The organism is Marinilabilia salmonicolor JCM 21150 (assembly GCF_000259075.1).
GTDB classification, from domain to species: Bacteria; Bacteroidota; Bacteroidia; order Bacteroidales; family Marinilabiliaceae; genus Marinilabilia; species Marinilabilia salmonicolor.
This window is the reverse complement of record NZ_AJKI01000002.1, coordinates 535,359-560,486: the sequence shown is the minus strand read 5'-3', so window position 1 is coordinate 560,486 and position 25,128 is coordinate 535,359. Positions and strand designations below refer to the sequence as shown.

General features: G+C 37.6%; 22 protein-coding genes and 2 tRNA genes. 7 read left to right on the top strand and 17 right to left on the bottom strand.

The window, feature by feature from the left end; genetic code table 11:
* Window positions 1–7 precede the first annotated feature (7 nt).
* The 4 genes from W7W_RS0103115 to W7W_RS0103095 all read right to left on the bottom strand — a co-directional run bounded on the left by W7W_RS0103115 (window position 8) and on the right by W7W_RS0103095 (window position 5,458).
* On the bottom strand, window positions 8–2,002 hold the full coding sequence (locus W7W_RS0103115; RefSeq protein ID WP_010662391.1) for a DUF3857 domain-containing protein: 1,995 nt from the start codon (window positions 2,000–2,002) through the stop codon (window positions 8–10).
* 103 nt (window positions 2,003–2,105) lie between these two features.
* Entirely contained in the window at window positions 2,106–3,953 is a 1,848-nt protein-coding gene (locus tag W7W_RS0103110; protein WP_010662390.1) for a DUF3857 domain-containing protein, read from the bottom strand.
* Between the two features lie 261 nt (window positions 3,954–4,214).
* Window positions 4,215–5,174 carry an HNH endonuclease gene (locus tag W7W_RS0103100; protein WP_010662388.1) on the bottom strand — a complete coding sequence of 320 codons (960 nt, stop codon included), beginning with the start codon at window positions 5,172–5,174 and terminating at the stop codon, window positions 4,215–4,217.
* 212 nt (window positions 5,175–5,386) lie between these two features.
* A tRNA-Arg gene (locus W7W_RS0103095) sits at window positions 5,387–5,458 on the bottom strand.
* 126 nt (window positions 5,459–5,584) lie between these two features.
* Between W7W_RS0103095 and W7W_RS0103090 the strand changes: the two genes are divergently transcribed.
* Window positions 5,585–6,043 carry a LamG-like jellyroll fold domain-containing protein gene (locus W7W_RS0103090; RefSeq protein ID WP_010662387.1) on the top strand — a complete coding sequence of 153 codons (459 nt, stop codon included), beginning with the start codon at window positions 5,585–5,587 and terminating at the stop codon, window positions 6,041–6,043.
* Window positions 6,044–6,104: 61 nt separating this feature from the next.
* Here the strand turns inward: W7W_RS0103090 and W7W_RS0103085 are convergent, their stop codons facing one another.
* Window positions 6,105–7,244, bottom strand: coding sequence for a methionine aminotransferase (locus W7W_RS0103085; RefSeq protein ID WP_010662386.1), 1,140 nt, complete (start codon window positions 7,242–7,244; stop codon window positions 6,105–6,107).
* Window positions 7,245–7,832: 588 nt separating this feature from the next.
* On the bottom strand, window positions 7,833–8,567 hold the full coding sequence (recO, locus tag W7W_RS0103080; protein ID WP_010662385.1) for a DNA repair protein RecO: 735 nt from the start codon (window positions 8,565–8,567) through the stop codon (window positions 7,833–7,835).
* Between the two features lie 334 nt (window positions 8,568–8,901).
* Here recO and W7W_RS0103070 point away from each other — a divergent pair.
* Window positions 8,902–8,985: transfer RNA gene (locus W7W_RS0103070), tRNA-Leu, on the top strand.
* Between the two features lie 439 nt (window positions 8,986–9,424).
* Here the strand turns inward: W7W_RS0103070 and W7W_RS0103060 are convergent.
* Both W7W_RS0103060 and W7W_RS0103055 read right to left on the bottom strand, forming a co-directional pair.
* Window positions 9,425–10,495 carry a DUF4852 domain-containing protein gene (locus W7W_RS0103060; protein WP_010662384.1) on the bottom strand — a complete coding sequence of 357 codons (1,071 nt, stop codon included), beginning with the start codon at window positions 10,493–10,495 and terminating at the stop codon, window positions 9,425–9,427.
* 45 nt (window positions 10,496–10,540) lie between these two features.
* Window positions 10,541–10,891 carry a hypothetical protein gene (locus W7W_RS0103055; RefSeq protein WP_010662383.1) on the bottom strand — a complete coding sequence of 117 codons (351 nt, stop codon included), beginning with the start codon at window positions 10,889–10,891 and terminating at the stop codon, window positions 10,541–10,543.
* 478 nt (window positions 10,892–11,369) lie between these two features.
* Between W7W_RS0103055 and W7W_RS0103045 the strand changes: the two genes are divergently transcribed.
* From W7W_RS0103045 to W7W_RS0103030, 4 genes are all read left to right on the top strand, one after another.
* A complete protein-coding gene (locus tag W7W_RS0103045; protein WP_010662382.1) occupies window positions 11,370–12,134 on the top strand; it encodes a metallophosphoesterase in 765 nt (254 codons plus the stop codon).
* A 316-nt stretch (window positions 12,135–12,450) separates the two neighbouring features.
* Window positions 12,451–12,894 (top strand): DUF6557 family protein, encoded by a 444-nt coding sequence (locus W7W_RS0103040; RefSeq protein ID WP_010662381.1) that lies wholly within the window; start codon window positions 12,451–12,453, stop codon window positions 12,892–12,894.
* A 631-nt stretch (window positions 12,895–13,525) separates the two neighbouring features.
* Window positions 13,526–14,023 carry a Panacea domain-containing protein gene (locus W7W_RS21590; RefSeq protein WP_010662380.1) on the top strand — a complete coding sequence of 166 codons (498 nt, stop codon included), beginning with the start codon at window positions 13,526–13,528 and terminating at the stop codon, window positions 14,021–14,023.
* Window positions 14,024–14,025: 2 nt separating this feature from the next.
* Window positions 14,026–14,553 (top strand): hypothetical protein, encoded by a 528-nt coding sequence (locus tag W7W_RS0103030; protein WP_010662379.1) that lies wholly within the window; start codon window positions 14,026–14,028, stop codon window positions 14,551–14,553.
* Window positions 14,554–14,611: 58 nt separating this feature from the next.
* Here W7W_RS0103030 and W7W_RS0103025 read toward each other — a convergent pair whose 3' ends face one another.
* The 4 genes from W7W_RS0103025 to W7W_RS0103010 form a co-directional block, all read right to left on the bottom strand.
* Complete coding sequence (locus tag W7W_RS0103025; RefSeq protein WP_010662378.1) at window positions 14,612–15,418, bottom strand: hypothetical protein; 807 nt, start codon at window positions 15,416–15,418, stop codon at window positions 14,612–14,614.
* Between the two features lie 51 nt (window positions 15,419–15,469).
* Window positions 15,470–15,961 carry a hypothetical protein gene (locus W7W_RS0103020; protein WP_010662377.1) on the bottom strand — a complete coding sequence of 164 codons (492 nt, stop codon included), beginning with the start codon at window positions 15,959–15,961 and terminating at the stop codon, window positions 15,470–15,472.
* 2 nt (window positions 15,962–15,963) lie between these two features.
* Complete coding sequence (locus W7W_RS0103015) at window positions 15,964–16,524, bottom strand: Panacea domain-containing protein (RefSeq protein ID WP_010662376.1); 561 nt, start codon at window positions 16,522–16,524, stop codon at window positions 15,964–15,966.
* A 214-nt stretch (window positions 16,525–16,738) separates the two neighbouring features.
* Complete coding sequence (locus W7W_RS0103010; RefSeq protein ID WP_010662375.1) at window positions 16,739–17,458, bottom strand: hypothetical protein; 720 nt, start codon at window positions 17,456–17,458, stop codon at window positions 16,739–16,741.
* Window positions 17,459–17,931: 473 nt separating this feature from the next.
* Between W7W_RS0103010 and W7W_RS0103005 the strand changes: the two genes are divergently transcribed.
* On the top strand, window positions 17,932–18,618 hold the full coding sequence (locus tag W7W_RS0103005; RefSeq protein WP_010662374.1) for a hypothetical protein: 687 nt from the start codon (window positions 17,932–17,934) through the stop codon (window positions 18,616–18,618).
* Window positions 18,619–18,680: 62 nt separating this feature from the next.
* On the opposite strand, the gene W7W_RS0103000 is transcribed toward W7W_RS0103005, so the two are convergent.
* The 5 genes from W7W_RS0103000 to hsdR form a co-directional block, all read right to left on the bottom strand.
* Window positions 18,681–19,763, bottom strand: coding sequence for a PGN_0703 family putative restriction endonuclease (locus W7W_RS0103000; RefSeq protein WP_010662373.1), 1,083 nt, complete (start codon window positions 19,761–19,763; stop codon window positions 18,681–18,683).
* A 24-nt stretch (window positions 19,764–19,787) separates the two neighbouring features.
* On the bottom strand, window positions 19,788–20,021 hold the full coding sequence (locus W7W_RS0102995; protein ID WP_010662372.1) for a hypothetical protein: 234 nt from the start codon (window positions 20,019–20,021) through the stop codon (window positions 19,788–19,790).
* A gap of 65 nt (window positions 20,022–20,086) precedes the next feature.
* On the bottom strand, window positions 20,087–21,274 hold the full coding sequence (locus W7W_RS22735) for a restriction endonuclease subunit S (protein WP_010662371.1): 1,188 nt from the start codon (window positions 21,272–21,274) through the stop codon (window positions 20,087–20,089).
* Window positions 21,267–22,751: a type I restriction-modification system subunit M gene (locus W7W_RS0102985; RefSeq protein ID WP_010662370.1), complete on the bottom strand. Its 1,485-nt coding sequence runs from the start codon at window positions 22,749–22,751 to the stop codon at window positions 21,267–21,269. The genes W7W_RS22735 and W7W_RS0102985 overlap by 8 nt, the downstream gene beginning before the upstream one ends.
* Window positions 22,752–22,763: 12 nt before the next feature.
* The gene (hsdR, locus tag W7W_RS0102980) at window positions 22,764–25,082 is read right to left on the bottom strand and encodes an EcoAI/FtnUII family type I restriction enzme subunit R (RefSeq protein WP_010662369.1); all 2,319 of its coding nucleotides are present in this window, start codon (window positions 25,080–25,082) and stop codon (window positions 22,764–22,766) included.
* Window positions 25,083–25,128 lie beyond the last annotated feature (46 nt).

Genomic DNA, 25,128 nt, shown 5'->3' with positions numbered 1-25,128 from the left:
CATCAATTTAAAGAACACTGCTAATTACTATATCATCATTAAACCGTCTTACAATCGTACTGAAATGTCTTTTTACTTTAGAATATTCATTGGGACTGTAAACTGCTTTCTTCAGAATATATTTTCCGGCAACAAGAATCTTCTTTTTCTCATTTTCCCTGTAATTCAACTGAATATCGGCCAGGTCATCAGAGATATTTAAATTGTCGGGTAAATCCTCCACTTCAAAACCTTCAGGAATAAGAATGGTCACCGTGAATGATTCCTCCCTGGCATATATCAAATCAACAGGATAATCGCGCGTCTTTTGCCGGAGTTTGTTCTCATTCATTGCCAGTTCAAGAAATGGGGAAAATACAATTTTGTCTCCTATCTTCTCAATATCCATTTCGCCCTCAACAAAAATCAGATAAGGATCCTCCGGCTTTTCATAATTTCTTGTCCGAACAGCATGTATCTGTGATATATCTTTTGTCAAGAGAAAATCCCTGATAGAGGTAGAATCGTCCTCAAATTCATCCTTAATCAGCATGGCTTCATAGCCATCGTAAAAAGATGAAATTCTTGTAGCAGCCTTTAGCGTTTCGGGGTTAGGACGAATGGTAATCTGATACTTTTTGGATGAAAGAACCGGATCTTTTAATTCCACCCAGTTTACCTCATCTTTTTCAACAACCAGTCCGGTTTCATTAATGCAACGTACAGGTATTTTAAAGAAAGGCAGGAAAACATTGGTGGCATCAACCAATATTGGTTTCTCCCGGCCAGCCATCACAACAACATAATTAAAATCTTTATCAAAGGGGTAATCGACATGAATCTTTCCGTTTTTCCGGGTACTCAGGATTACCGGCTTAGCATCAATATCAGCAGCTTTGAAAAGTGCCAGAAGAAATAGATTTATTTCGGCTGAGTTCCCTGACTTCTGTTTGACAAAATCAGCCGGGGATTTGGAAGCAAACTTAGCATTGTAGCTGTTCCATGAATAATTATCCTTCACATATTGTATGAGCGATTTTATTTTTTGAGTTTCGGTTTGTCCCTCAAGATCTATTGAATTTTTCAGGGTCCTTTTGGCAAAGCGACTACATCGTTTAATGTACTTTCCAAATTTATCATGATCGAGCAGTGCTTTATTCAACTTGGGCCAGGTTGTCATAATTTCATTATCCCCGCCACTGGGATAATAAACCTTGGAAAGCTGAAAATCAAGCTTGATAATGTAATCATTTATAGAGGTGATGAAAGACTCATCTTTAAAGGCAGGTACATTTCGCATGCAGAAAGTATGAATATTCTCATTATACTCCACGCCATTTCCTGTTGTTCCACCCAAATGCTCTGTAAGGTCACCCCAGATTCTCTTTTCACTGGACACTCTGGATGTTTGCATATCAAAAGAACCGGCCCCCTGAAGATTGAACACATATTCGTAGAAAGGTATAATTCGAACTTCATATTGGCTGAAAATCGTTGGAATTTTATCCTGGAAATTCCAGTCGGGAAGGTTAAAAAGAAACGGTGATTCCACCACATACCTCATTTCCAAAACAGAACCTTCCTGAACATCAGGAAAGACGAACTTTTTTCTCCGCCACCACTCATTTATGCGCTCCTCAAAGATATCAGACTCTTTAACCGGGGTACGGATTATCTTCCCATTTACCTTATTATAGGTATATGCTTCAATTGATTCCACAGTTTCAGTTTTCCCCTGTCCATCAACATAAAATGGGATAGAAATCTCAGCCTGATTTAACTCAGACTTATCAAATATTTTTATTCGTTTAGTTCTGGTAAAACGAATGTTGTAATCATAGTGTTCGTCAATAAAGCACGACTCCCCCTTATCATAAAGGACAACCGCTCCGGCATCCGGGGCTTTATCATAACGGGTTAAATTCATTTCAGCATCAGAAATCTCGCAAAATTTCCTGGAAAAATTCTGTGCTCCGGTCAGTTGAGTAATGACCAGAAAGAAAATAAAGAGGTAATGCTTCATGGGTTTAGTTTTTTATCAAAAAAATTATTGTTTGAGGTTTGTAATAAAGATTCTATTCAAACGGCTGAATGATGAATAAAAAATCTCCTCTGCATACAAACGGTCATTGAATGCTTATGATAATTCCTGCCTGATGGCCTGTTTTATCAATTTCGCTAAAGAAAGAGTAAAACGCCTCATAATCTTTAACAGGATACTCTCCCTGAAACAGTTGAAACTTATTGACTACAACAAGTTTTTTATTCTCTTTCAGATAGCGTGTTTCGTATTTCCCAAATGGTGTATCCAACGATGTGTCAGGAGGAAGTTGCACCTCCCAGTGATCAGGGATGGCCAGATTGTAAATGATGGAATCGGATTTGTGAACCGGAATGTGAACACGGATGGGATTTCTTCTCTTATCCGGCTTTTCAGGCGTGGAAATCTGCAGGACAGGCGGATGGATGATTTTCATATTCGCCACCTGTCGGTAAAGGTTTTTACCGGACGCTTCCACAAGAATATTAAGCTGATGGTCATCCCTGTCAGATGAGAGAAAAGAAAAGCTTTTTAGTTCCAAATAGGTCGTATTGAGACCATTTTTTATTTTCCGCTCCTGTTCCTGAAGATTTAATGACTTCTGAAGATATCTGTACATTTCAAATGTGCTTCCCCTAAACTCCTGGTCTATGGTTATTGCTCCATTCCCTCCTTCGTCCAAACGGAACTCAAAAACCCTTTCTTCATAAACATCATCAAGAGTCATCGCCGGAAGGTCAACCAGTTTGCTGCAATCTTCATCTACGAACAATGCTTTCCTGTTTTGCAAGGATGAGCCCACATAATTAAAAGGAACAGTACCGGATGTGTTTTCCAGCCAAAGAGTGTCATTTCCCGTTGGGACAGCCAGAAAAACATGGTTAAACTGTTGGGCGGGGAGTTTTTTGTTAATCCTCGGAACATCAAAACCACCACGGACAAGCACATAATTAGATGCAATGCCGACATAATTTAACAATGCCTTCATATAGGTGGTAAGTGCTTTGCAATCGCCATACTTTTTTTGGCAAACATACTGTGCCGGAAAGGATTTCAATCCACCAATATCAAGACGAACATTGACATACCTGACATTATCCTGTAGATAATGATAGAGCGTTTTCACGATTTCTTTTTTATCATGAATATCTTCAAGCAATTTATCAACAATCATCTTTTCTCTTACCGTCAACATAAGAGAACCCTCATTCAGTGAATCGAACCACGCTCCAAACGAAGCCCAGGAATCGGCCCGCCCTTCAACACCATACTTAAAATATTGCGGAAAAACAGAGACATGGGGGATAGTTTCGAGTACATGGGGGGCAAACATTTCCTTTTCAGGCTTTCTATAATCCCGGATCTCCCAAACCATCGTTTTCACATCCTCGTTCTCAGTCACCTTATATTGGAGCAGATCTGAAAAATCCATAGAAAGCGGATAATCAGAAGGGACTACTACTTGAAGTGAAGCCCTTTGAACAGAAACATCTTTGTCCACAAGAGGATACCAGTTAGCTACTGATACAAATTTATATTCAACAATCCGGTAGGCATATTTTATTTGATAAGGAAAATCGTTCCAGAAAAGCTCAAACTCCTTTACCACATCATCATTGAAGAAACTTTCATAAGAGAGATTGCTTCGGGTTTTTATGTCCCGCTTCTTTAGTTTTCGGACCTGCTCTCCATGAGAATCAAGAGCAGAAGCTTCCAACAATTTGAATTCCTGGGAGTTTTGGACCTCAATTTCTATATCCGCAAGATGTAGATCATCTCTGGAATTGATGTTAATTAAGAAGCTTTTTTCGATAATCTTCCGACCCTTAATAATTTTCACTTTAGTGTCATAACGAACAACCTGCGCCCGCGCAAAAAAACCAATACTAAAAAAGAGAAAAAGAAAAATATGAAAAAAGCTTATTCGGGGCATAGGGTTCTACATTAAAAAAAAGAAAAGCAACTAAATAGTATTTATAACTCTCTTGAAAATTCAAAATTATCATATTTTTAAACTTTTGCACATTTTTATGCAATTTTATTGGCTGGTATTTGATGAAAGGGATTAAAACAAAAAGTAACGCTATATAGCCAAATGGAAAATCGGAGATTGATGCAACCATGATTGAAGGTTGGATTCGGGATGTTGACAATGAAGGTGAGCAATCAGGAAAACTATTGCTGAAAATAGATTTCAGAATCCAAACCTTTTTCTATGCTCTTCTATTTTCCCCAAATCCGGATAATATTCGACATTCCCAGGCAGTGCTATTCTTTTATTTTTAAATTGCTTAATGCTGCAACCGGAACTCAAATCCTTCACTTGCCTATGCAGCAAAACAGTATAGTCGTCCGACAGGGCAATCATACCCTGGTCAAAGGCTCGGTGTAAATGCGGAGATAACGCAATACCGTTACGAATAGTATCGTCGAAGGATTCTGCAAAAGGCCTAATATGGCAGGCATCAATAAGGCCAGCTTTACCCTTAAAATCAATCTGCAAGCCACTTATGGCACAACGTTTATTATAGATTTCTAGAATGGCATTGCGGAAAATATAGCTTCGTACAATAACTTCTTGCTCCTTTAGGTCTTTGGGTAATTCCTTAAGTTTCTTCTTTATTTTTCGGGCATAATTCTCTGAACCGTCATAAACCATCTCCTTCCTGATATTAGCTTCGTAGGGAGATTTATGATATTGTACATTTCTGGTTTCCGGGAAGTAACGGTTAAGAATTAATCCTTTAAGCACCTCCCGCTCAACAGGATGAGAAATCGCCTTAAACAGAGAGCCGGACAAACGCGCTGCTGCCACAGAGTCCCTTAACGCCTTATAACTTTTAATAGAATTACTACGAGTCAACGGGATACTTCTCCCAGGAAATGGAATTAACTCCCAGATTCTGCTTTTCTCATTTTTTAAGTGAAAAAATGGAAGAGCAAAAGTAGGTGAATGATTCGTCTGAACTAATGTGGACCAAATGCTGCGAAACCGAACAACCAATGCTTCAGTCGGCTCTATCCAGTTTTGAAAGATCTCATTACTTTCAAACATATCAATAACAGCCAACAAAAGAACTGGTTTATGTGGAGCCGGGCCATAAACGGTTTCGCCCTGATTTAAAGATAATATGTCTTTTTGAAGTCTGTTCATTAATTCCAACCCTAAGATAATTAATTATGGGGGATTCTGATCACTCTTCGAGATGAAATTCATTGGTACATGACCTTTGTAAATAAAAAATCCACACTCAATACTCTATGGATTCCTATAGACCTCTTACTAAAAAAAGATTTCTCAGGTAATATGGGAGTACAACACTTGGTGTCAAAAAACAAAAGCACCCTGATAATCAGAGTGCCTTGTAGCCCCAACAGGACTCGAACCTGTATCTAGAGTTTAGGAAACTCTTGTTCTATCCCTTGAACTATGGAGCCTGAGTTCGGGTGCAAAAATAGAAAAATCATTCGTAATTAAAAAGGTCATTTTCCAGTTCCTTTCTTCATCTATGACCTGAAAGCTTCTTCTTGAGGTAAACGGACATTATTTATTAAATTTGAATTATGCTGCAAAACGCAGAAATCAAAAAAAATGTCCTCCATCTGAAAGGAGAAAAAAGCTATGTAAAACCTCAACTGGTAAAAAATATAGGGCCGGATTATATTGCTGAATTTGAAGTTAAAGTAAACGAGGATTCAAAACAGGAACAAGTCCTTTTCTCGTCCCATACAGGTTCTTTCAAAATAGTTCAGAACAAAACGGGCCAGGTAGGTTTCTCACGAGACGGCTTTGATTATTCCTTCAATTACACTGCCCCTGAAGATCAGTGGATAAAAATCAAGCTTATTGCCAAAGGACGCACCCTAAAGCTATTTTTTGACGGAGAAAAAATTGAAGGACCAACCCGAAACAAATATCCGGAAACAGCTCGTTTCAACACATTTATTTTACCACTTGAATACATTGGCCACAAAGACAATGCTTTAAACGGAGCATTAAGAAATTTGAAAATAAGCCGATAGAAAAAAGACTCCCGGAATTTATGCTTCCGGGAGTCTTTTTTTAAGCAATCAGGTTATAAGATTAATATGACGACAATCGCCTTGCCACTTCCTGTAGGTTTTCATCAGTACGCGCAAAATTAAACCGCAACAAATGTTTTTTCGATTTTTCGTGATAGAAAGCACTTACCGGGACTGTGGTCACTCCTGCTTCTTTTACGAGCCGGATGGCAAACTCCTTATCACTTTGGCCTGAAATATCATCATAACTAAAAAGCTGGAAAAAAGTCCCATGTGAAACGATGGGTTTAAATCTGGTTGCTGCCATCAACTCATTGAAACGATCACGCTTCTCTTTGTAAAAAGCAGCCAGTTGAAGATACTCTTCTTTGTATTCCAGAAATTCTGAAAGGGCCCACTGAAAGGGTGATGACACACTCTGCATCATAACCCGCTGGACCTTTCTTAATTCGTGCATCACATCCGCCGGACCGGCACAATAACCAATCTGCCACCCCGACACGTGATAAGTTTCCCCAAAGGAACTGATGATTACACTTCGCTCGGCAAGTTTCGGATATAGTGCCACACTCTGATGCGAATCGCCATTGAAAACCATGTGCTCAAAAATCTCATCGGAAAGAACTGTTATTCGGGTTCCGTTGATGATCTTCTGCAAACGAAGCATATCCAACTCAGAGAAAACCATTCCGGTAGGATTATGCGGCGAATTAATGATAATCATGCGTGTATTAGCAGTAATCAGCTTCTGAACCTCTTCCCAATCGATTCTAAAATCATTGCCTTTAAGCGGCACAAAAACCGGTTTTCCACCGTTTATTTCTATTGCAGGCACGTAGCTGTCATAGGCAGGTTCAAAAATCACTACCTCATCCCCCTCACGAATAAGTGCAGTTACGATTGTAAATATGGCTTGAGTTGCACCGGCAGTAATGGTAATTTCTGTCTCCGGATTGTACCTGTGACCATACAGATTCTCAATTTTTTCGGATACCCGTTCTCTCAGACTCATAACCCCATAAGCCGGAGCAAACTCATTAATTCCTTCCGAAATGTGCTTTTGTACAAGATCGATTAGCCTTGGAGAACAATGAAAATCAGTATAGCCAGTGGCCATATTTATCGCATTGTGGCTATCGCCCAACTCACTCATTGCATTTACAATACTGTTCTCAAGGGTAATAAGCTTGGGAGCTATCATGATAAAAAATAGTTTTCAAAGTCTGTTTAACCAAATATACTAATAATAGATGCAAAAATGCATCTTTTAATTCACATAGAACCTCGCCCGTGAAAAACACCCTTAAACAAGTGCTAAACAACAACTTACGCCCAATACGCTGAATCATGACTGTCAGCAAACACCTCCTTATCAGACTCTTCTCTAATCTTACAAATAGCTACTATTTTTGATATAATATCAACCTATATTTGACAGAAAGCCCTATTTAATTGACCACCTGCCCTACTGGAGAACTAACCGGCTCTATTCATAAAAAAAGACCGAAAAAACCATGCGTCATGTACTAATGAAACGAGCATGATATTTTTTAAACATAAATCACAAGAGAACATGTTTAAAAAATATTATGCGAGAGCGAAGCGGTTCCATTTGTTCTCAAATTTTTAATTAGTTTTTTATCAGATAATTACAAAATTTTAAACGAATGAAACGAGCATGGAAACGATTGTCTCAAGCCGCGTGTCACTGAAACAATAGCGGAAGCACAAGAGAATGTATATAATCAGCTATACAAATTCCATCAGACCAACAACTTAGACAAATTATCTACTGATGAAACATGCTTTGCAGCACCTCGAGGGATTTTAACGAACCAAAACTATTGGTGTGAAGCCGATAGAAATCGAGTAGTGAATTTAGAATTACATTTCTTTCAGAGGCATTTTTTGCAATCTCTTTCAGCGTAAAAACATCAACATCGAACAACCGATTAAAAAGTGCGGCTTTCCCGGGATTAAGAAATAGAGGATGGGCAGGTTCATGACCAGTGAAATCTCCGTTTTTCAAATCGAACCAATAGCGACTCCCAATAACATTATGGTTGGGATAAAAGCCCAGAAAATGCGTGAGTCGAAACAAAATAAAGAGATGAATATTTTCGACTCCTTCTACTTCAGAATCCAATAAATCCACTGAATGATCCAGAAAATCATAAAGTTCTAATGCCGGATCCTGCATTACCAGGATTTTGGATAAAATTTCCACCAAAAAAAAGGCCTGAGCACGAGTGCTCTGATAATAGGGTACGTTGACCAGAGGGCGATCCAAATAAAACTCTTTAATCCGGTGAAGATCTTTCTTTGGCGAATGATAGACCTCCAGTTTTAAACGGTTCAGGGGTTGAAGCAAAACTGTCTTCCGGCTTTTCCGATTGCCCCGAACACCATTCACAATATAATTCTGACGCCCCAACTCCCGGGTGTAAATATGAATAATGGCGCTGGTCTCACGATACAACACATGATCCAATATAATTCCGGAAGTTTTTATCAGTGTACTCATCAGCTTCGAATAATTCCTTTGGGTGTGCAAAGATAAGGGTAATTGAAGCACAAAAAAGGATTAAACCATATAAGAAAAACAGAATGGGTGTTAGCTGTTAGCTCATGGCTGTTAGCTCTTGGGAGGCAGGCAGCAGGACTGACCATCAGCAGTCATTCCTTTATCTGTTTCAGAACACTATCGAAGCATTAAAAAAGCGCAATAAATACCACATTGCCGATGTTTTTCATTTTAACCATAAAAAGTAATCAATTAATTCCGGAAATTTTGTTTGCAACACCAAAGGAATGTTTTATATTTGCACCCGCAAAACAATGATTTTGCAACCAGCAATGCCCAGGTGGCGGAATTGGTAGACGCGCTGGTCTCAAACACCAGTGATAGCAATATCGTGCCGGTTCGATCCCGGCCCTGGGTACTCAGAAAAAGCCTGACAAGTTGATTGTCAGGCTTTTTCGTTTTTATGCGATAGTGGATTGATAGCGAATTCTGAAATCATCATTCTTATTGAAAAACGTTTTTAAAAAAGCAATCATTCAATCTTATGTAATTTGGGTAGCAAATTAATCCTTTTCGATAAAATTACCACATTTTAAAGATTGATCAACCCACCCTTTTTTACGCAAAAAAGATTTTCTCCCCATATACCCCATTTTTTGTCTGTAAACTTGTAAACCTGTAAACTCAAAGGCCTAAATCCCTGATTTCCTGCTAAATAAAAGTTTACACCCGGTTTACAACGCCTGGAATTTAAAACCCACTATTGTAAACCAAATTCTTTTTTAAAAGAAAAAAGGGAGACCAATGCCTCCCTTTATAGAAATCAATAAGTTAAAGGCCGGGCCTTCAGATGATTATTATTCCCTGACCGTGCTCAAATAGCGGTATAAGTATGTATCATCTTCAAAAAGATCCATGCGTTGCACTTCACAAATCAGAAAGCTTTTTGACTTATCAGCTATATCATAATCAGCATAAAATTTATCTCCGGCCATCCGCTTTATTTTTATCCATACCCCGGCATAAATAGTCCGGTCGATACTTCCGGTTGAAGACTTGCGGTAATCAACCAGGATTTTGGCTTTAGTGGGATGTAACTTAAAACTGGTGAAATCATCCTTGTTTTCAAGAAACACATTCAGATCCATCAAATCAATTCCCTCACTATTGACGTCACTAACTATTAGGTTCTCTGTCTGATCTCTTAGTAAAGGCATCATATTACCATCCCACACTATGGGAAATGAGTTATTGTCAAAATCATAACTTCCAAATTCAAGCTTTACGGGCAAAACATAAAGTTTCTCTTCATCAAATTCAGATAATTCTTTTTCTAACTCCTCTTTCTTTTTTGACAAAAATGAATGGAATGAAAATTCATCCTGAAAGTTTGCTTTGTAAGTCTTTCTATCAAACCTGTACGCGTATTCTTTGGTTGTATTTATATCTATGACATCAAGTGTCTTTAGAGCTCCCAAAAATGCCTTCTTTTTAAGGAAAAACCGGGTTGTATCAGCCCAATAGTCCAGATAATCAGGACAAGCAACTTCTCCCGTCTGTAAAGCTCCATTTAAATCAATACCATAACCAAACATTTTATTTGTTAATGCAATAGTTCTCCCATCATCGTATTTCCGGAATTGTTTGATGATATGCGCTGAAAACCGATAATCAATTTCATCACCTTTATTAAATGTTTCTGCTGTGTAATATGCTCTTATGGGAGTCAAATTTTTGCCCATGTAGAAATGATGAAAAGTATTTCCATAGTCGGCAGCAGTGCAGAGAATTACTGTATCCCCAATATGATAGGTTTTTCCATCAATGGCAGTGAATGGATCTTTGCTTTTTTCAAAATTCTGGGCATTCGTCGAAAATGTAAAAATAAATGTAACTAAGACAAGGGTTAATTTGGTTTGAATTTTCATAATAGATTAATGATTAAGTGGTTGTTTCGTTTGAATATTTGGACATTATGAATTATTGGAAAAGAATAAATTCAAATAAGCATTAATAGCTAAAGCATTTGGCGGTTCTTCACAATCTGGGCAAAAAAGGCTTTCAATTTCCCGGCTGTGCTTGACCCGATGGTAAATAGGTTTTTTACATGTAGGACAAACGTCTCCTTCATATTGAAAGTCCGGAACCAGGTGTTTAAGAGGTTCCTCCCCGATAAGGTCCTCCATGTCATACTTTTTGTAGATTTGTTCGTCGGTGAGATCCGCTTTGATGTAATCTTCCAGAAGGCAAAGTGCTTCGTCTAATGGCATGTAGCAGATAAAAGGATGTAAATCCTCCTCGTGAATGATTTTTCTTTTTTTCATATGAGTGCTTTTTTAGTATTCACACCCATAAAACAAGGTGGGTGTGAACCCCCGCTTATAAAGACCCGAACAGGTACCACCAAGCACCCAGAGCAATCAATATAGAGCGAAAGGAACACACCCATGTCAGGTGCGTTCACTTTCTGGCCTCTCTTGCTCTGTTAAAATTGGTGGTTTTGTTCAGAAAGAGGCTTCAGTGACGCATTAATTTTTTAAGCATTACAAAAATAAGAAATCCTGCTTAACATTCATTCCCTTTCGTGGTTAATTTGAATGATTAACCACCTCTTCCCTTATGCCCAAAGTGGGAAAAGAGAAAAGGAGTTTTTGAGAAAAGGAGATTTTTATTTTTTTACTCAAGCAGAAATTAACAAAAAGAGAAAATTCTTTTTTCTTCTTCTTTTTACCCTGAAAACAAAGAATATATCCCGGTAAAAATCATTATTTTTGAGATTCTTGTTTAATCATATTTGTCTTTATGAAAGTTCAATATTGCTCAGATTTACATCTTGAATTTGCACAAAACGCACTCTTTTTGCATAAAAACCCTATCAAACCAGTTGGGGATATTCTTGTTTTGGCAGGAGATATTACCTATTGGGGCAAAAAGCATTTTAAACACTGGTTTTTTGATTATGTCTCCGATAATTTCAAGGCTGTTTATTGTATCCCGGGGAATCATGAGTTCTATACCGGAAAGGAAGTGCAGATTTTAGACAAGCCAGTATTTGAACCTCTGAGGGAGAATGTTTTTCTGGTAAACAACAAAGTTGTAAACATAGATGGCATTGCTTTATTTTTTACCGCATTCTGGTCACATATTCCAGATAATGAATCACTAATTGTTGAGCGAGGCATAAACGATTTTTACAAAATAAGGCATAAGGGAAAGAAATTGAGAAGTGGTGATTTCAACAGACTTCATGAAGAGAGTCTGGACTTTTTGAGTCGTGAACTTCACAGCTCTACTGCAGACAAAAAAATTGTGGTCACGCATCATGTCCCAACAGATTTATGTAATCCGGAACAATTCAAGAATTCAATGATTAATCCTGCTTTCGTATCTGAGCACCGGGATTTTATTTCGGGTAACCAGATTGATTATTGGATTTACGGGCATCATCATGTAAATATGCCGGAAGTAGAAATAAACGGGACAAAGCTTTTAACTAATCAGTTGGGGTATGTTCATTTGGGAGAGCATCATTCCTATCAAAATAATGCTGTAATTGAAATAAAATAAAACATTAATCCAAAGTAATGGCAGAATGTGAAGCAAAAACAGAATTTTAAAACTCACTTACAAAACTATTCACGTCACCTGATGGTGTTTCCCTAAAAAAAGATAGGCCTGCCGGCATTCCGACAGACCTATCTAACCTTAACCCTAACCCAGGCGCTAAAATATGCCAGATGTTTGATTTGTGCAAATAAGATTTTGTAAACTCTCATCAATCGTTAAGGCAGACCAACAACAATGATCTCGGATAATCAAAGTTCATTTCTCACTCAGGAAAGTTTTTGATAATTTCACATTTGATCTCTTAACACTTTATGCCATGACTTTGAAAGAACTATATACCAATACTACCTGGCCATCAGTCAGGGAAGAACTTTTTTCATTTTACCCGGATCTAAAAAAAAAGGAAACCGGCTATCAAAAAGTTTATGAACAAATACCATCTATTGAGCCACAGAAAAGCACTTCTGAAATTTTATTTACTTTCATTGCGGAAAAAGAGCCAGAATACGACTCTTATATCCACCTATCAGGGATAGAGACCAATTCAGATTCCAAAGATTCACATAGTCTGGAGCTCACTTCCTGGGAAGAGTGGATGGGAATGGCTATCAATCAAGTAACACTAAAAGATTTTACCCCTTCAGAGATCATGGCCCATTGTCTAATTGAAATGACATTGACCGGACTTGACCCAGAGACCAGAAAGAGAACTGAAGACGAGATGGTCAAGCGAAGCAAGGAAATAAGTAAAGGCAGTTGATTTGAAAATCTCTAAGAAAATAATAATAAACCATGGTAAGTTACTTAGGTTTTAAATGCATTTTTATGGGGGATGAGTTAAGGGTATAATTTGCCTACATCCGAGAGGTGCAAGAAGAGCTTGGATCATCTGACATAGAACTTGACAGGCTACTCGATGTCCACAGGGGAAATATTAACCAGATTTTTAATAAGAAGCAGGGCTTAACTAAATTGGAAAAGGCTCCATTTCATTACCTTTTTTATATTTGACATGATAATTTGTAAAAAATGCAAACCCATTGAACTAGGAAAAGAATTTTTAAATTGTTTAAAATGTAACGAAAAAATTAAAACATATATCCTACAAATTATAAAATTGGGTTTGTGCCAGTGAATATAATATTTAGGGCAGGTTAGGTCGTGAATTAGAAAGTGGACACATGAATTACGAAGCTTATTATTAATAATAATTTCTACAATAGATACCTGAAAACCCAGGCTGTTTTTAATGTTTTATTCCATTTGAGTAAACCGAATACAATAATCGTTGTTATAAAAACATGGAAATAAATCAGTTGATAATTAATTAAATGACAACTTTTTTCATATATTTGCCGTACTAAACAGGAAACAACACACATCTTTTTACCATGAAATATCGAGCTATAGATATTGCTTCTTTCTTTATTAAAAAAGGGGTCACTCCTTTGAAATTGCAGAAGTTACTATACTATTCGCAAGTATGGTATTTTGTAAAATATCGTAACCCCCTTTTTGGAGATGACTTGCAAGCATGGATATATGGTCCTGTTGTCTATGATGTTTGGAATAACCTTAGATTTATTAAAAGAAGCGCAATAATTCCGAATAATAAAGCTGTAGATGTTGATTTCACAAAGGATGTATGCACCCACCTTAATGACGTATGGGACTCTTATGGCAGTTTATCCGGATCTCAACTTGTTGACTTGACTCACAATGAATTGCCCTGGAAACAAAGTAGATATGGAGCATTGGACAATCAGCCTAGCACTAACCCCATATATATAAATTGTTTTACAACAAAGGATTTTAAACTAACATCCCAACAAAGGATTCCTAGAATCAATAAAGATGGAAATGCTTTAGGAAACTTTTCCAATGTTTAAAAATGGCTACAAGTGGCTTAATCTTCTCCATGAATTTTTATCCAAGTCCAACTTGTGAATTTATATTAAAAAAGAGGTATCGGTATGTTTGGCCCAAAGAAGGTAAGATAAAAACCTTAATTGATCTTGAGCTTTACCCAAGTAATATTTGCGTTGTTTCTTTTTTTCAAAAAGGGATGGGCAATGAAAAAACAAAATATAGTGTTAGAGCTAATCTAACTCTATCGCATGCCCTAGGTGTTTTAACTGCTTGCATCAAAGCTTTTCAAGAACTTCCCGGAAGTTATGCATTCGTTTTTTCTGCAGCTAATGATGTCGGGATTAACAAAGAATACAATGCAAGATATTCTGCGTATAATGCGTTCTTAAGCAGTCGCTTTCCAAATTACGATCAGCAGATTCAAAAAGGTTCGATTGCTTTAAACACTCTCATGCTCTACCCTCAAGATTTTCAATATAAAAAGGATGCTGATGATTTTTATGAAAGGTTCAAGGTGAAAACTCAAGAGAATACAATCTCGGCGAATTGATAAATCATTAAATTTCGCGTTTGGATAAAATAACCTAAAAAGGTTCAGAGCATTGCCATTAATCAAGGATCTTTGCCTTTGGGTTTACTCCATTATCGTTACAAAACAAATCCAAATCAAAGATCCCTTTCAAATAGGATTGGATATCCAAAAGAAGGTCATGATATTTTCCTGGTTTTTCTTTTATCCCAGAATTTTCAAAACTAGTGATTATATGGTTTATCTTAAAGTAGGATTCCATAAATCCAGTTTTATCCAAAATCATTTTTACTTGGATTTTTATAAAGTTTAATTGGCTTCGATCTGAGTAGTGGTGATCTTGATCAAATTCCATTATATCCTTTAAATGAATTAATGCACCTAACTGCAAAACCTCAGAATATGAATATTTGAGGTATAATTGCAAGGTGTCATCTTCTGACCTTCTTAAACCTCCAAGCCCTTTCTCAAGATAATAAGCAAGGTTTTGTCCAACAAAAGTTTTTGCAAATGAGTCAAAATATCTTTGATTAATTATGTTAACAACGTTTTGCATTCGATCATATCTCTCCTGAGCCGTTTCGTCATCCATCCTCTCAAATTGCTTTTTTATAGCCTTAAATTGCTCCTTATTCATGTCAATCTGAGCTCTAAAGGACAGAAATACAAGTACACTCCCTACAAGACTTAAAAACGGAGCGGTAACGCCTCCTATTGTATCTCCTATTTGCCCGGTTTTAGTAAAATCCCAGCTATCTATAGGAGCTCCAATTCCAGTTAAAATCCATGGTGCAAAAAGAGAAATAAGCCCAATAACCAATGCAGCAACAGCACGTCTATCGGTTTTTCTTATTTTCTTCTCGTATTGTTGTTGAGTTTCGTCCATAATTCACAATAAAAAAGGCCGGAAAAACCCGGCCCTCGCTTTGTTTATATGTTATTTGCTTTTACCTTCATCAATCAACCCAAATCTCTTTAACATCTTTGGTGTAACTGATGGAGACTCTTTAACAGTCACAATAATTAAATCTAAATCCTCCTTTTTAATGGAAGAAAATGAATTCTTCCAATCAAACTGGGCTTTAAATTTTTCTATGCCTATGGGTTTTATTTTACTACAATCCACATGACTATTATGGTCAAGGAAGTCATAATCAGATGCCTTAATGGGATATTGAACATCCTTCAACTCTTGGGGCAATCTTGCGTTTATTTTTGAATTAATTAGAAGAGCCCCAATAATTTTATTTTCATCAAACCCAATAACAACAAAAAACTTATCTCGTGTGGTTTCGCCTGGATTCTTGGGAGTTACCCCCTCTTCTTTTGAAAGAGTCATCTTAAATACGCTTCCAATACTAAGCGCTTGATTGATCTGATTGTCTCTTTCTTCGTTACTGTTTAAAAGGTCTCCAAGGGACGGACTCATAATTAACTCAAAATAGCGTTAATTTCTGATTGCTCTTTAATGTATTCTGACATTTCATTACTTACTCCGGCAGCTCTGGCAATATCCAGAATATCCATTTTTGAGGCTGGTTGTTGCTTCCATGCCCTATCCCATGCATAATCATGAGATTTATCAGAAAGTTGCTTAAAAGACAGTCCTTTATTTTCTTCAATAGATTTTTTCAGGCAGATCACATCAGACTTAGATAATTCATCCATATCCGGGGCTTGTTTCCCATAAATAACGTAATCTAAATCATCCTCTCCTCCAGTAGAAATTGAGTTTGCTAGTTCCTTTATTTCCTCAGTTTGAAATGCACTAATCTTACCCTGAGCCAATTTCACAGCATCATAAATCTTTGAAGGTACCGGGCCATTTGGTAAAGCACAAAATTCATCCTCAATTATTGGTCTGCCATATAAAGCAAGATGTTCTTTATTTGCAAAATACAAAATCTTGAATGCTCGCAAGATATCAACTCCCTCGAACGCAGACACAACATAGAGTAATGCAGCTTTCATTTTTAAGATATCGTCATTCATGGCCGAAGTAATTTAGGGGGTTACCTGTATAACGTATAGGCAATCAATAGATTTATTTTTAAACCTATTATTTTAAGCGTGCAAAAGTAATATAAAAATATTAATTCATTTGCATAATGCAAATAGCAAGCCAATTTATTTTAATACCCATTGAACATTTATTTCCAGGAAGTTCATGTTTGAACCTCCGGAATACCATTCAACCGTACCGGTTTTACTTATATATCACCTCACTTCTGATTTTCCTAATTTCCTTTAATGCGGTTTGTGCATAGTTGAATTCAAAACACCATTTATCGCACTGCTTTCGTTTTACAGGATCCAGATATCGGTCAAACCAATAAATATGTTTAACCATTGCATAATCTTCCTGGAAAATATCAATGTATTCAACCAGTTTATCTTTTTCAAACTCTTCCATCAGCATATCAATATGCTTTAAGACTTTTTCTTTGGGAGGATGATTATATGGTTGACTATTGATGTCTTTTAAATCTTCTGGTATTTTAAAACGCAGACGTTTCTTTTTGTTTTGCCTGGCTTGTTCTAAATATTTATGGAATTTCTCCTTATCCTGTTCAAATTCAATGTACTTCGCCAAGTTTATTTTCCGCTTTTTTATCTCCTTGTTAAGGGCAACCAAATCTTTCCTGTTGAAATAGTGTCGTTTCCCACGGGTAAAGTAATTTTTGAACTCGAATCTCTCTATGATAAACTTTCCTGCTCCATAAGGAGCTGACCGAATGATTTTCGATATTTCATCTCCGGGAATCCATTCCCCTCTCTCTGTTTGAAGTTTGCGGAATTCCAGAGCCGCCTTCTTTATTGCTTCTTTTGAGAATTGCTCTGTTTTTGGTAAGTCTTGAGTTCCAACAACCTTTGATAGTAAATAACGCAGCTGCTTGAGTTCATTAAAAAAATTTTCCTGATCCATAGCCTGTTTTTCAAATAGGTAATTCAGAATTTCTCTGAAAGAAAATTATTACTTAATCCAAACTTTCGCAAGAAAATGCCAATCCATTTCACTTTCGAATCACAAAGTACCAAGACAAACTATTTTCACACCTCCACATTCCGCGAAATACAGTTCAAAACCCCTCCCTCATTAGCGATTTTATTGCAATTGATGGGATGAGCTTGAATTAGGAAATAGCTCATTAAACCTGCTTAAAACGCCTTTATTCTTATTGAACTTGGGAACTATGATATTTTCACCCACCTGCAAAAAGTTAATATAAATCCCGTTTGCCTGTATTTTGCTATTATCGTATGGATTATATGGTATCTCTAGTAGTCAAGACCCGTATTGTCGAGAGCTAATTTAAAAGCTCTTTGAAAGGACTTTTTCTCTTGTAAAACTTTCAAAAAGAATTTGTATTATTGTGTTGATTAAAACCTAAATGGAATATGGAATTAAACTCTTGGTTTGAGCTTATTATTTATATTTTACTTACTGCTGGGATTTCTTTTCTAACTGCTTATGCAAAAGGGGCGGCGAATAATGTACACGTTAAGAGTTTACAAACCGATTTGAAAGAGGTTAGCCATAAACTTGACAATGAACTTGAAAAAAATAAATCCGACTATTATGTGAATGCAGAAAGGAAACGAAAAGTTTTTGAGGATGGAAAATTTGCACTTTACGAATTTAATAGAATCATAATGGAATGGTTCTACTCAAATTTGATTTGGGATCTAGGAGAGATTTTAGATTTTGACACGGATTTTAATGGTCATAAATACCTTGATTTTCATAAAACAACAATGATAGAACTAACAAAACAAAAATCTATTATTGAACTGGTTGTCCCTATAGATAAATCTTTTTCTGATGAATTTAGAGGTGTGTTAAATGAAATTTATGACGTTATGGTGAAGGTGTTATCTGCCACCGCTGAGGACTGGATTGATTTAAGCAAAAAAAGGGAAAATATTTTGTCTTCTTTTTCAGGGCCAAGATTAGAACAGGAAAAAGAAAAGTTTTCCCGAATTGCTCAACAAACGATTGACAAATGGCAAGAAAAACATAAAAAGGTTTTTCCTTTACATGAAAAATTCATTACGGCGGTCAATGATTATTTAAACAAACATTAATCTTTGTTGTGGTTCTGTTCAATATTATCGCTCATACTTATCTAATTTTTGCGGTATATAAATTAAATATTATATAACTCCCTATACCACTCAATCCACTTATTAAGTTTTTTATCGTTTACTAATATCGCAGAATCAATAACTTGTTTGGATGTATAAGAAGAAAACTTTTCATTATCATTTATTAGCTTTCTGTAATTATTCATCGTTAAATGTAATGACTTATTTTCCGGATGATGCACCACCGAAAAATAAACATGCTTGTACTTCCCTTGTTTCTCGAGCCCCAAAGCTAATAGCTGATTTCTCCACAGTTGATTCATGCCTCCTTTAAACGGACAGGGAGTATTATCATCCCCATTAGCGAAAAAATCCTTGTTTGATTCCGTTATATCCCAGTATCGATAATTCTTGACTCTGTGATAATAGCATAAATCTTTGTTTTTTAATATTGTCCTAAACGAGTTGCTCCTACAATTATCTTTTGTTTTATTGCCTTTTGATTTGTAGCCACCACAAGTTGTAAACTCTTTTTCTGTTAGTTTGTGTTCTATTAGCCATAAACACAACTCAGTCTTTTTGTTATAATAAGCAATGGCAATATCCGAATCTGTTCCTGCTACTTTTGTGTGGTCATTTAGCAATCCTTCTTCTTCATCTTTCCCATCCCAAAACTCAAGACGAAATCCATTATCTAATTGGTCTGTGGCCAGTTTTTCAAAATCCGGCTTCAATCCTTTCACAATATCATTTGTTTTTGTGTTTAGCAGTATAGGCAAAAACAGATTCACGTTAGCCGCTTGCGAGCTTGCCATGTGATTGAAGTGTTCGTGCAATTTAAAATCAAACTTCTTTTTATGCTTTTTCAATTGCATCAATACTTCGGGATATATTATCGGGTATTTTTCATGAACCGATTTTGGCAAAATAGCATCATATTCGTATGTTTTCTCCTCGCCTTTTTCGTCTTTTCTTTGGTAGCTCCCTACTTCTTTAGTTATACTTTGCCACTTCCAGTTAATCAAATGCACATACATTTTTTCCTGAAATGGCGTTAATGCGCCCGGAAGTTTATAGAGGTTTCCTTCAATAGTTTTTTCTATCATACCAACCTTAATTGTTGTTCTTGTTAAAAAATTCTGCATTATTCCCGGGCTTATATACTGATATTATTTGATTTTAGTTGAAAGGTAGTCTGGAGTATATTGAAACTTTACAAGCCTGTTTTTCTCCACCTGGATGGGCATATAATCTCTGGCCCATATGTCTTTGGTACCGTTTAACAGTTGATGGTCCATTCCGCACTTCTCAAGCAATTCAGAGAATTCCTTGTAGAATGCCGGGTATTTCGCCGGTAAAGTATCTGCCAGGTATAGTTTATTGGTGTTTTCGTCGTTTATCATTGCTACAGATCATTAGGTCGAGGAACATATTACAGAAATAACGAGCTTACCTTGTTTTGAATAGGTTATAATTCTCCTTTAAAGGCTTTGTCCAGGATGCTTTCTTTGAGGGATTTGAGATGGTTTAGCTTTGACTTTTGCTCCTGCAATAAACCTTCAATACTTTTTGAATAGGAATCAAGCTTTTTTACAATTTTCTCCTGAGAATTAAGCGGAATGACTGGAACCTTAGCCACTTTTTTAAAGAAAGTTGTCGTAGCTCTGGGCATTCGCGCCCCTGATGTATATTGATTAACTAGAGCAACGAATCTTGGACTTCTAAGGAAATATGCTAGAAAACTAGCATTTAATAAGTCTTTCCGTGTTTGAAAAGGCATAATTTCAGTGGTGGCTATACCATCAAAATCGGCAACATAGACTTTATTTAGATAGGGTCTTAGTTTGCCATACAAAACCGCTCCTCTTTTAAAACGGACTTTTGTACTTTTAATATTTTTACCTTCTGTTCTTGAAAAATTAATAATTCGACCAGTATTTGATTGAATGTTTTCCAGCCCGACATAATTATACTCTTCATTATCTATAGGTATTAAAGTTTCTTTACTTGGAGAACAAATCTCCAACAAAGGTAAAAACTTCTCTTGATCGATTTCGCCAAACACTTCATCCAAAGCACTGGCCATTAAAGCCTCCGTATGCTTTATATTTTCTTCCAACAATGCAATGCTCTGGTCTATTCGCTCAAAGAGGGCATTGAGGTTGGAGACTATGCGCTTTTGCTCCGGGAGTGGGGGCACTTGAAGACATAAGCTTTTGATGTCTCTTATTACTAAATTACGATTAGCAACACCTCTGGTTTTTCTTTGGGCTTGAGAATAAACATGAGGTGAGTTTAATTGATATTCAAAAAAAACACTATTAATCTTTGTGGAATCTGGCTTCAATAGTGCTAAACTCACGAACAGACTAAAGTCTTTTTCAGTATCTATTAGTTTTGCAATTCCAGTTGTGCCAACTTTTGTATAAAGTATATCATTTTTCTCTGGCTTACACCTTCTAATGAGTTCAAAGTGTTCTTCTTTAGAAATAAACCTAGTATCAGAGAAATCAATGAATCCCTTTGTAATATTTTTGACAGATAAGAAAGGAACCCCATCTTCTGTATAACGAGGGGTTTTATGTGCCCCATCTGTGACCAATCGACATAAGTTTTCGATTGAAGTTTCAATCCATCCTTCCGGCAACTTATCCATTCTTCCCCTCCTCCAAAATAGATTCAACTTCAGACATTAGATGGGCAATTACCTTATCATTCTTTTTGATGTTGGCAATAATCTCTTTGGGCGGCAGATGAACAGCATCGGTCTGATTATTGAGATTTCTGGCTGACATATCGAAGCTGTTTTCAAAAATGGTTTCTGCTTTTACCAGCCAGGAATTGTCCGATTCGGAGCGTTTTGGGAATAGCTCGACAAACTCCTTCAGATGTTCAAACTGGATGGGTTTGTTTTTGGTAAGCTTGTATGGAGGTTTGCACTCATAATACCAAACATCAGAGGTGGAGCCGGTGCGATCGAAAAACATTACATTGGTTTTCACTCCACTGTAAGGGAGGAAAACCCCTGCCGGAAGACTCAGGATGGTGTGTAAATTGAAATTTTCGAGCAACTCCTGCTTTACTTTGGCAAAAGAATTTCCCGTCTGGAAAAGCACACCTTCCGGAACCACAATAGCTGCGCGACCTTCCTGCTTCAGATACTTCATAAAATGTTGCAAAAACAACAACTCTGTGGCATTGCTGGCAATTGGGAAGTTCTGTTGAATCTGGGGCTTTTCTTTTCCGCCAAATGGAGGATTGGCCAGAATGACATCGTAACGGTCTTTCTCCTGTATATCCCGGATATTTTCTGTTAGGGTGTTTTTCTTGAACAGATTGGGGCTTTCGATGCCATGCAATATCATGTTCATCATCCCCATGATGTATGCCAGCGGTGTTTTTTCGTTTCCAAACAACGAATCCTCGTGAAGAAATCGCCACTGTTCGGTGTTTAGTTTGCCTTTGTAGCCCTCTTTGATGTCTTCGAATGCCTCAATCAGAAAGCCACAACTACCTGCTGCACCATCATAGATGGTTTCACCTGGGCGGATGTTCACACAATCGACCATTGCCTTAATAACCGGACGCGGAGTGTAAAATTCGCCGGAGTTACCACCATCGCTTCCCATGCCCTGAAGCAGGTTTTCATAAACATGCGACAGTTCAAACAATTCATCCTGCGATTGGAAATTAAGCTCATCAATGATGTCAAGTACTTCTCGAAGTGTATGGCCACTGGCTATGCGGTTGTCGAGATATTCAAAAACATTACCGATTTTATACTTCAGGGATTTTATTTCAAGGATGTTTTCCTTAAAACTCTTCAGGTAGGGAAACAGCTCTTCGTTGACAAACTTATTTAGGTCGTCACCTGTTTTTGCGTTCTTTTTATCGGGCTTGCCATTTTTATCTTTGGGACAGGCCCAGGCATTCCAGCGGTATTGCTTATCTATAACCCGTGAATAATTGGTGCCATTCAGCAATGCTTCACTTTCCTTTTCCTCTTCAAAATCGTCCAGGAATTTGAGAAACAGCACCCATGATATCTGTTCGGTATAGTGCATCGCTCCACTGATTCCATCATCGCGGCGCAATATGTCGGTTATTCGATTGATCTTTTGTTGTAGCTCCATTAATTTGTTTGTCTATGATGCGTAAAGTTGTTCCTGAACTTTGTAAAAGGCATCAATTAGTTTTTGAATATTTCCGAAAATTTTGGCTGCATCTTTGGTTGTTCCCAGATTGTTGAGCTCAACCAGATGGGCCAGCTTTTCGCGTTTCAATTCTTTGATGCCATCCTTTTCATAACGTTCGAGGACAAATTTAAGAAAATCCCGGGCCTTCAGGTTTTCATAAACAGAAAAGAAATCTTCGTTTTGTTTGGTAACTGATGCCCGTTCTTTACGCGTCATGATGTCGTTGGCGTACGAGATATGCATGAGAATGTCAAATATATCGCTTCCGGGTGCATCGAAAAGCTCTTTTAAGTTTTCCAGTTGTTCTTCATCCACCCCTGACACGGCCAGTTTTTGAAGTAAATTCTCACGGGTTTCCGGATTTGACCATATTTTTCTCAGTTGTTCTTCACTATCATACAATTCAGGAATAAAGCCAAGCAGCTTTTCCAAAAATTGTTTGGTGGTTAATGGTAAGCCGTTTTCGTCAATATATCGGGTTTCAACATCAATGACTTTCAATTTTCGTCCGTTGGAGAGTTCAATCACTACCTTTTCCGGCCGGGGCGGTGGCTTTTCTCCACCTTCGGTTCCGCCGGTATTACCTCCGCTTTTTCCACCCTGACCTCCGGTTCCTCCATCACCCCCTTCACCGTCTTCGCCCGCCGGAAGACCATCCCATGCCGGATCGTAAAACAGATCCGTTGCTTCTTCCGAAAAGTCGATAATGGTAAAAAAATCTTTCCCGTCAAAAAGACGGGTGCCGCGTCCGACAATCTGCTTAAACTCTACCATGGAGTTAATTTCTCTGGCCAGAACGATGTTTCTGACATTGCGTGCATCCACGCCGGTGGTCAGCATTTGCGATGAAGTAAGGATAACCGGAATATCTTTGTCATTGTCCTGAAATCGTTCCAGCAGGTCGCGCCCATCTTTACCCTCATCACTGGTTATGCGTACACAATAGTTCGGGTCACTTATCCTTTTGTGTTTATTGATGGCATCCCGCATATTCAGTGCATGCGATTGGTCAACGCAGAAGACAATGGTTTTTTCCATAAGTTGAGTGTTGGCCAGAATAGCTTTGGCTATCAACTCGGTATGGCGGGGAATAATAATGGTTTTGTTGTACTCTTTCTTCTTGTAAACCTTCTTATACTCAACCTCTCCTTCAAGCACCTTATCATCTTCTGTATAAATGTAAGAATCCAGGTTGGTACGTATCTTTTTGACTTTGTAGGGACTTAGAAAACCATCATTGATGCCTTCTTTCAGAGAGTATTCATATACCGGTTTCCCAAAATAATGATACGTGTCCACATTGTCTTTTCTCTTTGGCGTGGCGGTGAGTCCCAGATGGACGGCTGTACCAAAATAGTCTAGTATATCCCTCCATGAACCTTCTTCATTGGCACTTCCCCGGTGACATTCATCAATAATGATTAAATCGAAGAAGTCAGGAGAATACTGTTTGTAATATCCGCCAATATTCTCTTTCTCGCTTATGGCCTGATAAATGGCAAAGAAGATGTGTGCATTGGTGGGAACCTGTCCGTTTCGGGCCTTTATCTCGGAGCCGTCAATCTTAACCAGGTCTTTTTCAAACGGGTCATTGAATGTATTGATGGCCTGGTCGGCCAGAATGTTCCGGTCGGCCAGGATTAATACTTTTGGTCGGCGTTCAGCACCATCAGGATTCCAGCGCTTCTGAAACAGTTTATAGACAATTTGAAAAGCAATAAAAGTTTTTCCGGTACCGGTGGCCAGGGTTAACAAAACTCTGTCCCGGCCGTTGGCAATGGCATCAATGGCATTGTTAACGGCATTTTCCTGATAATATCGGGGCTGTTTGTCTCCGGTAAGGTAAAAGGGAACTGCCAGAAGCTCCTCTTTTTGTGGAGTAAGATTCTCAAACGACCGTTTGTAAATTTCATCAGGTTTGGGAAAATCATCAATGTATTCTCCTTTGCCGGTAAGAAGGTCAAACTCATAAAGTTGTTTGCCATTAGATGAATACACCAGATTCACATTGAGCTTCTCGGCATATCCAATGGCCTGTTGAAGCCCTTCGGTGGGGTGCTTGTCAAATCGCTTGGCTTCGATAATGGCCAGGTTAACGTTATTGTATTTCAGCAGATAGTCCACAAACAGACGCTTGCCTCGCTTACCGCCAATCAGCTTTCTACCATCGGTGAAATAATGCTCACGAATTACATAATCTTCCCATCCGGCATCCCGGATTTTGGGGTCGATAAATTTTGCTCTGGTATCTGCTTCACTTATGTGCATTTCGTGTGATTAGGTTGAGTGTTTGAAGATAGTGAAAAGGTTTGGG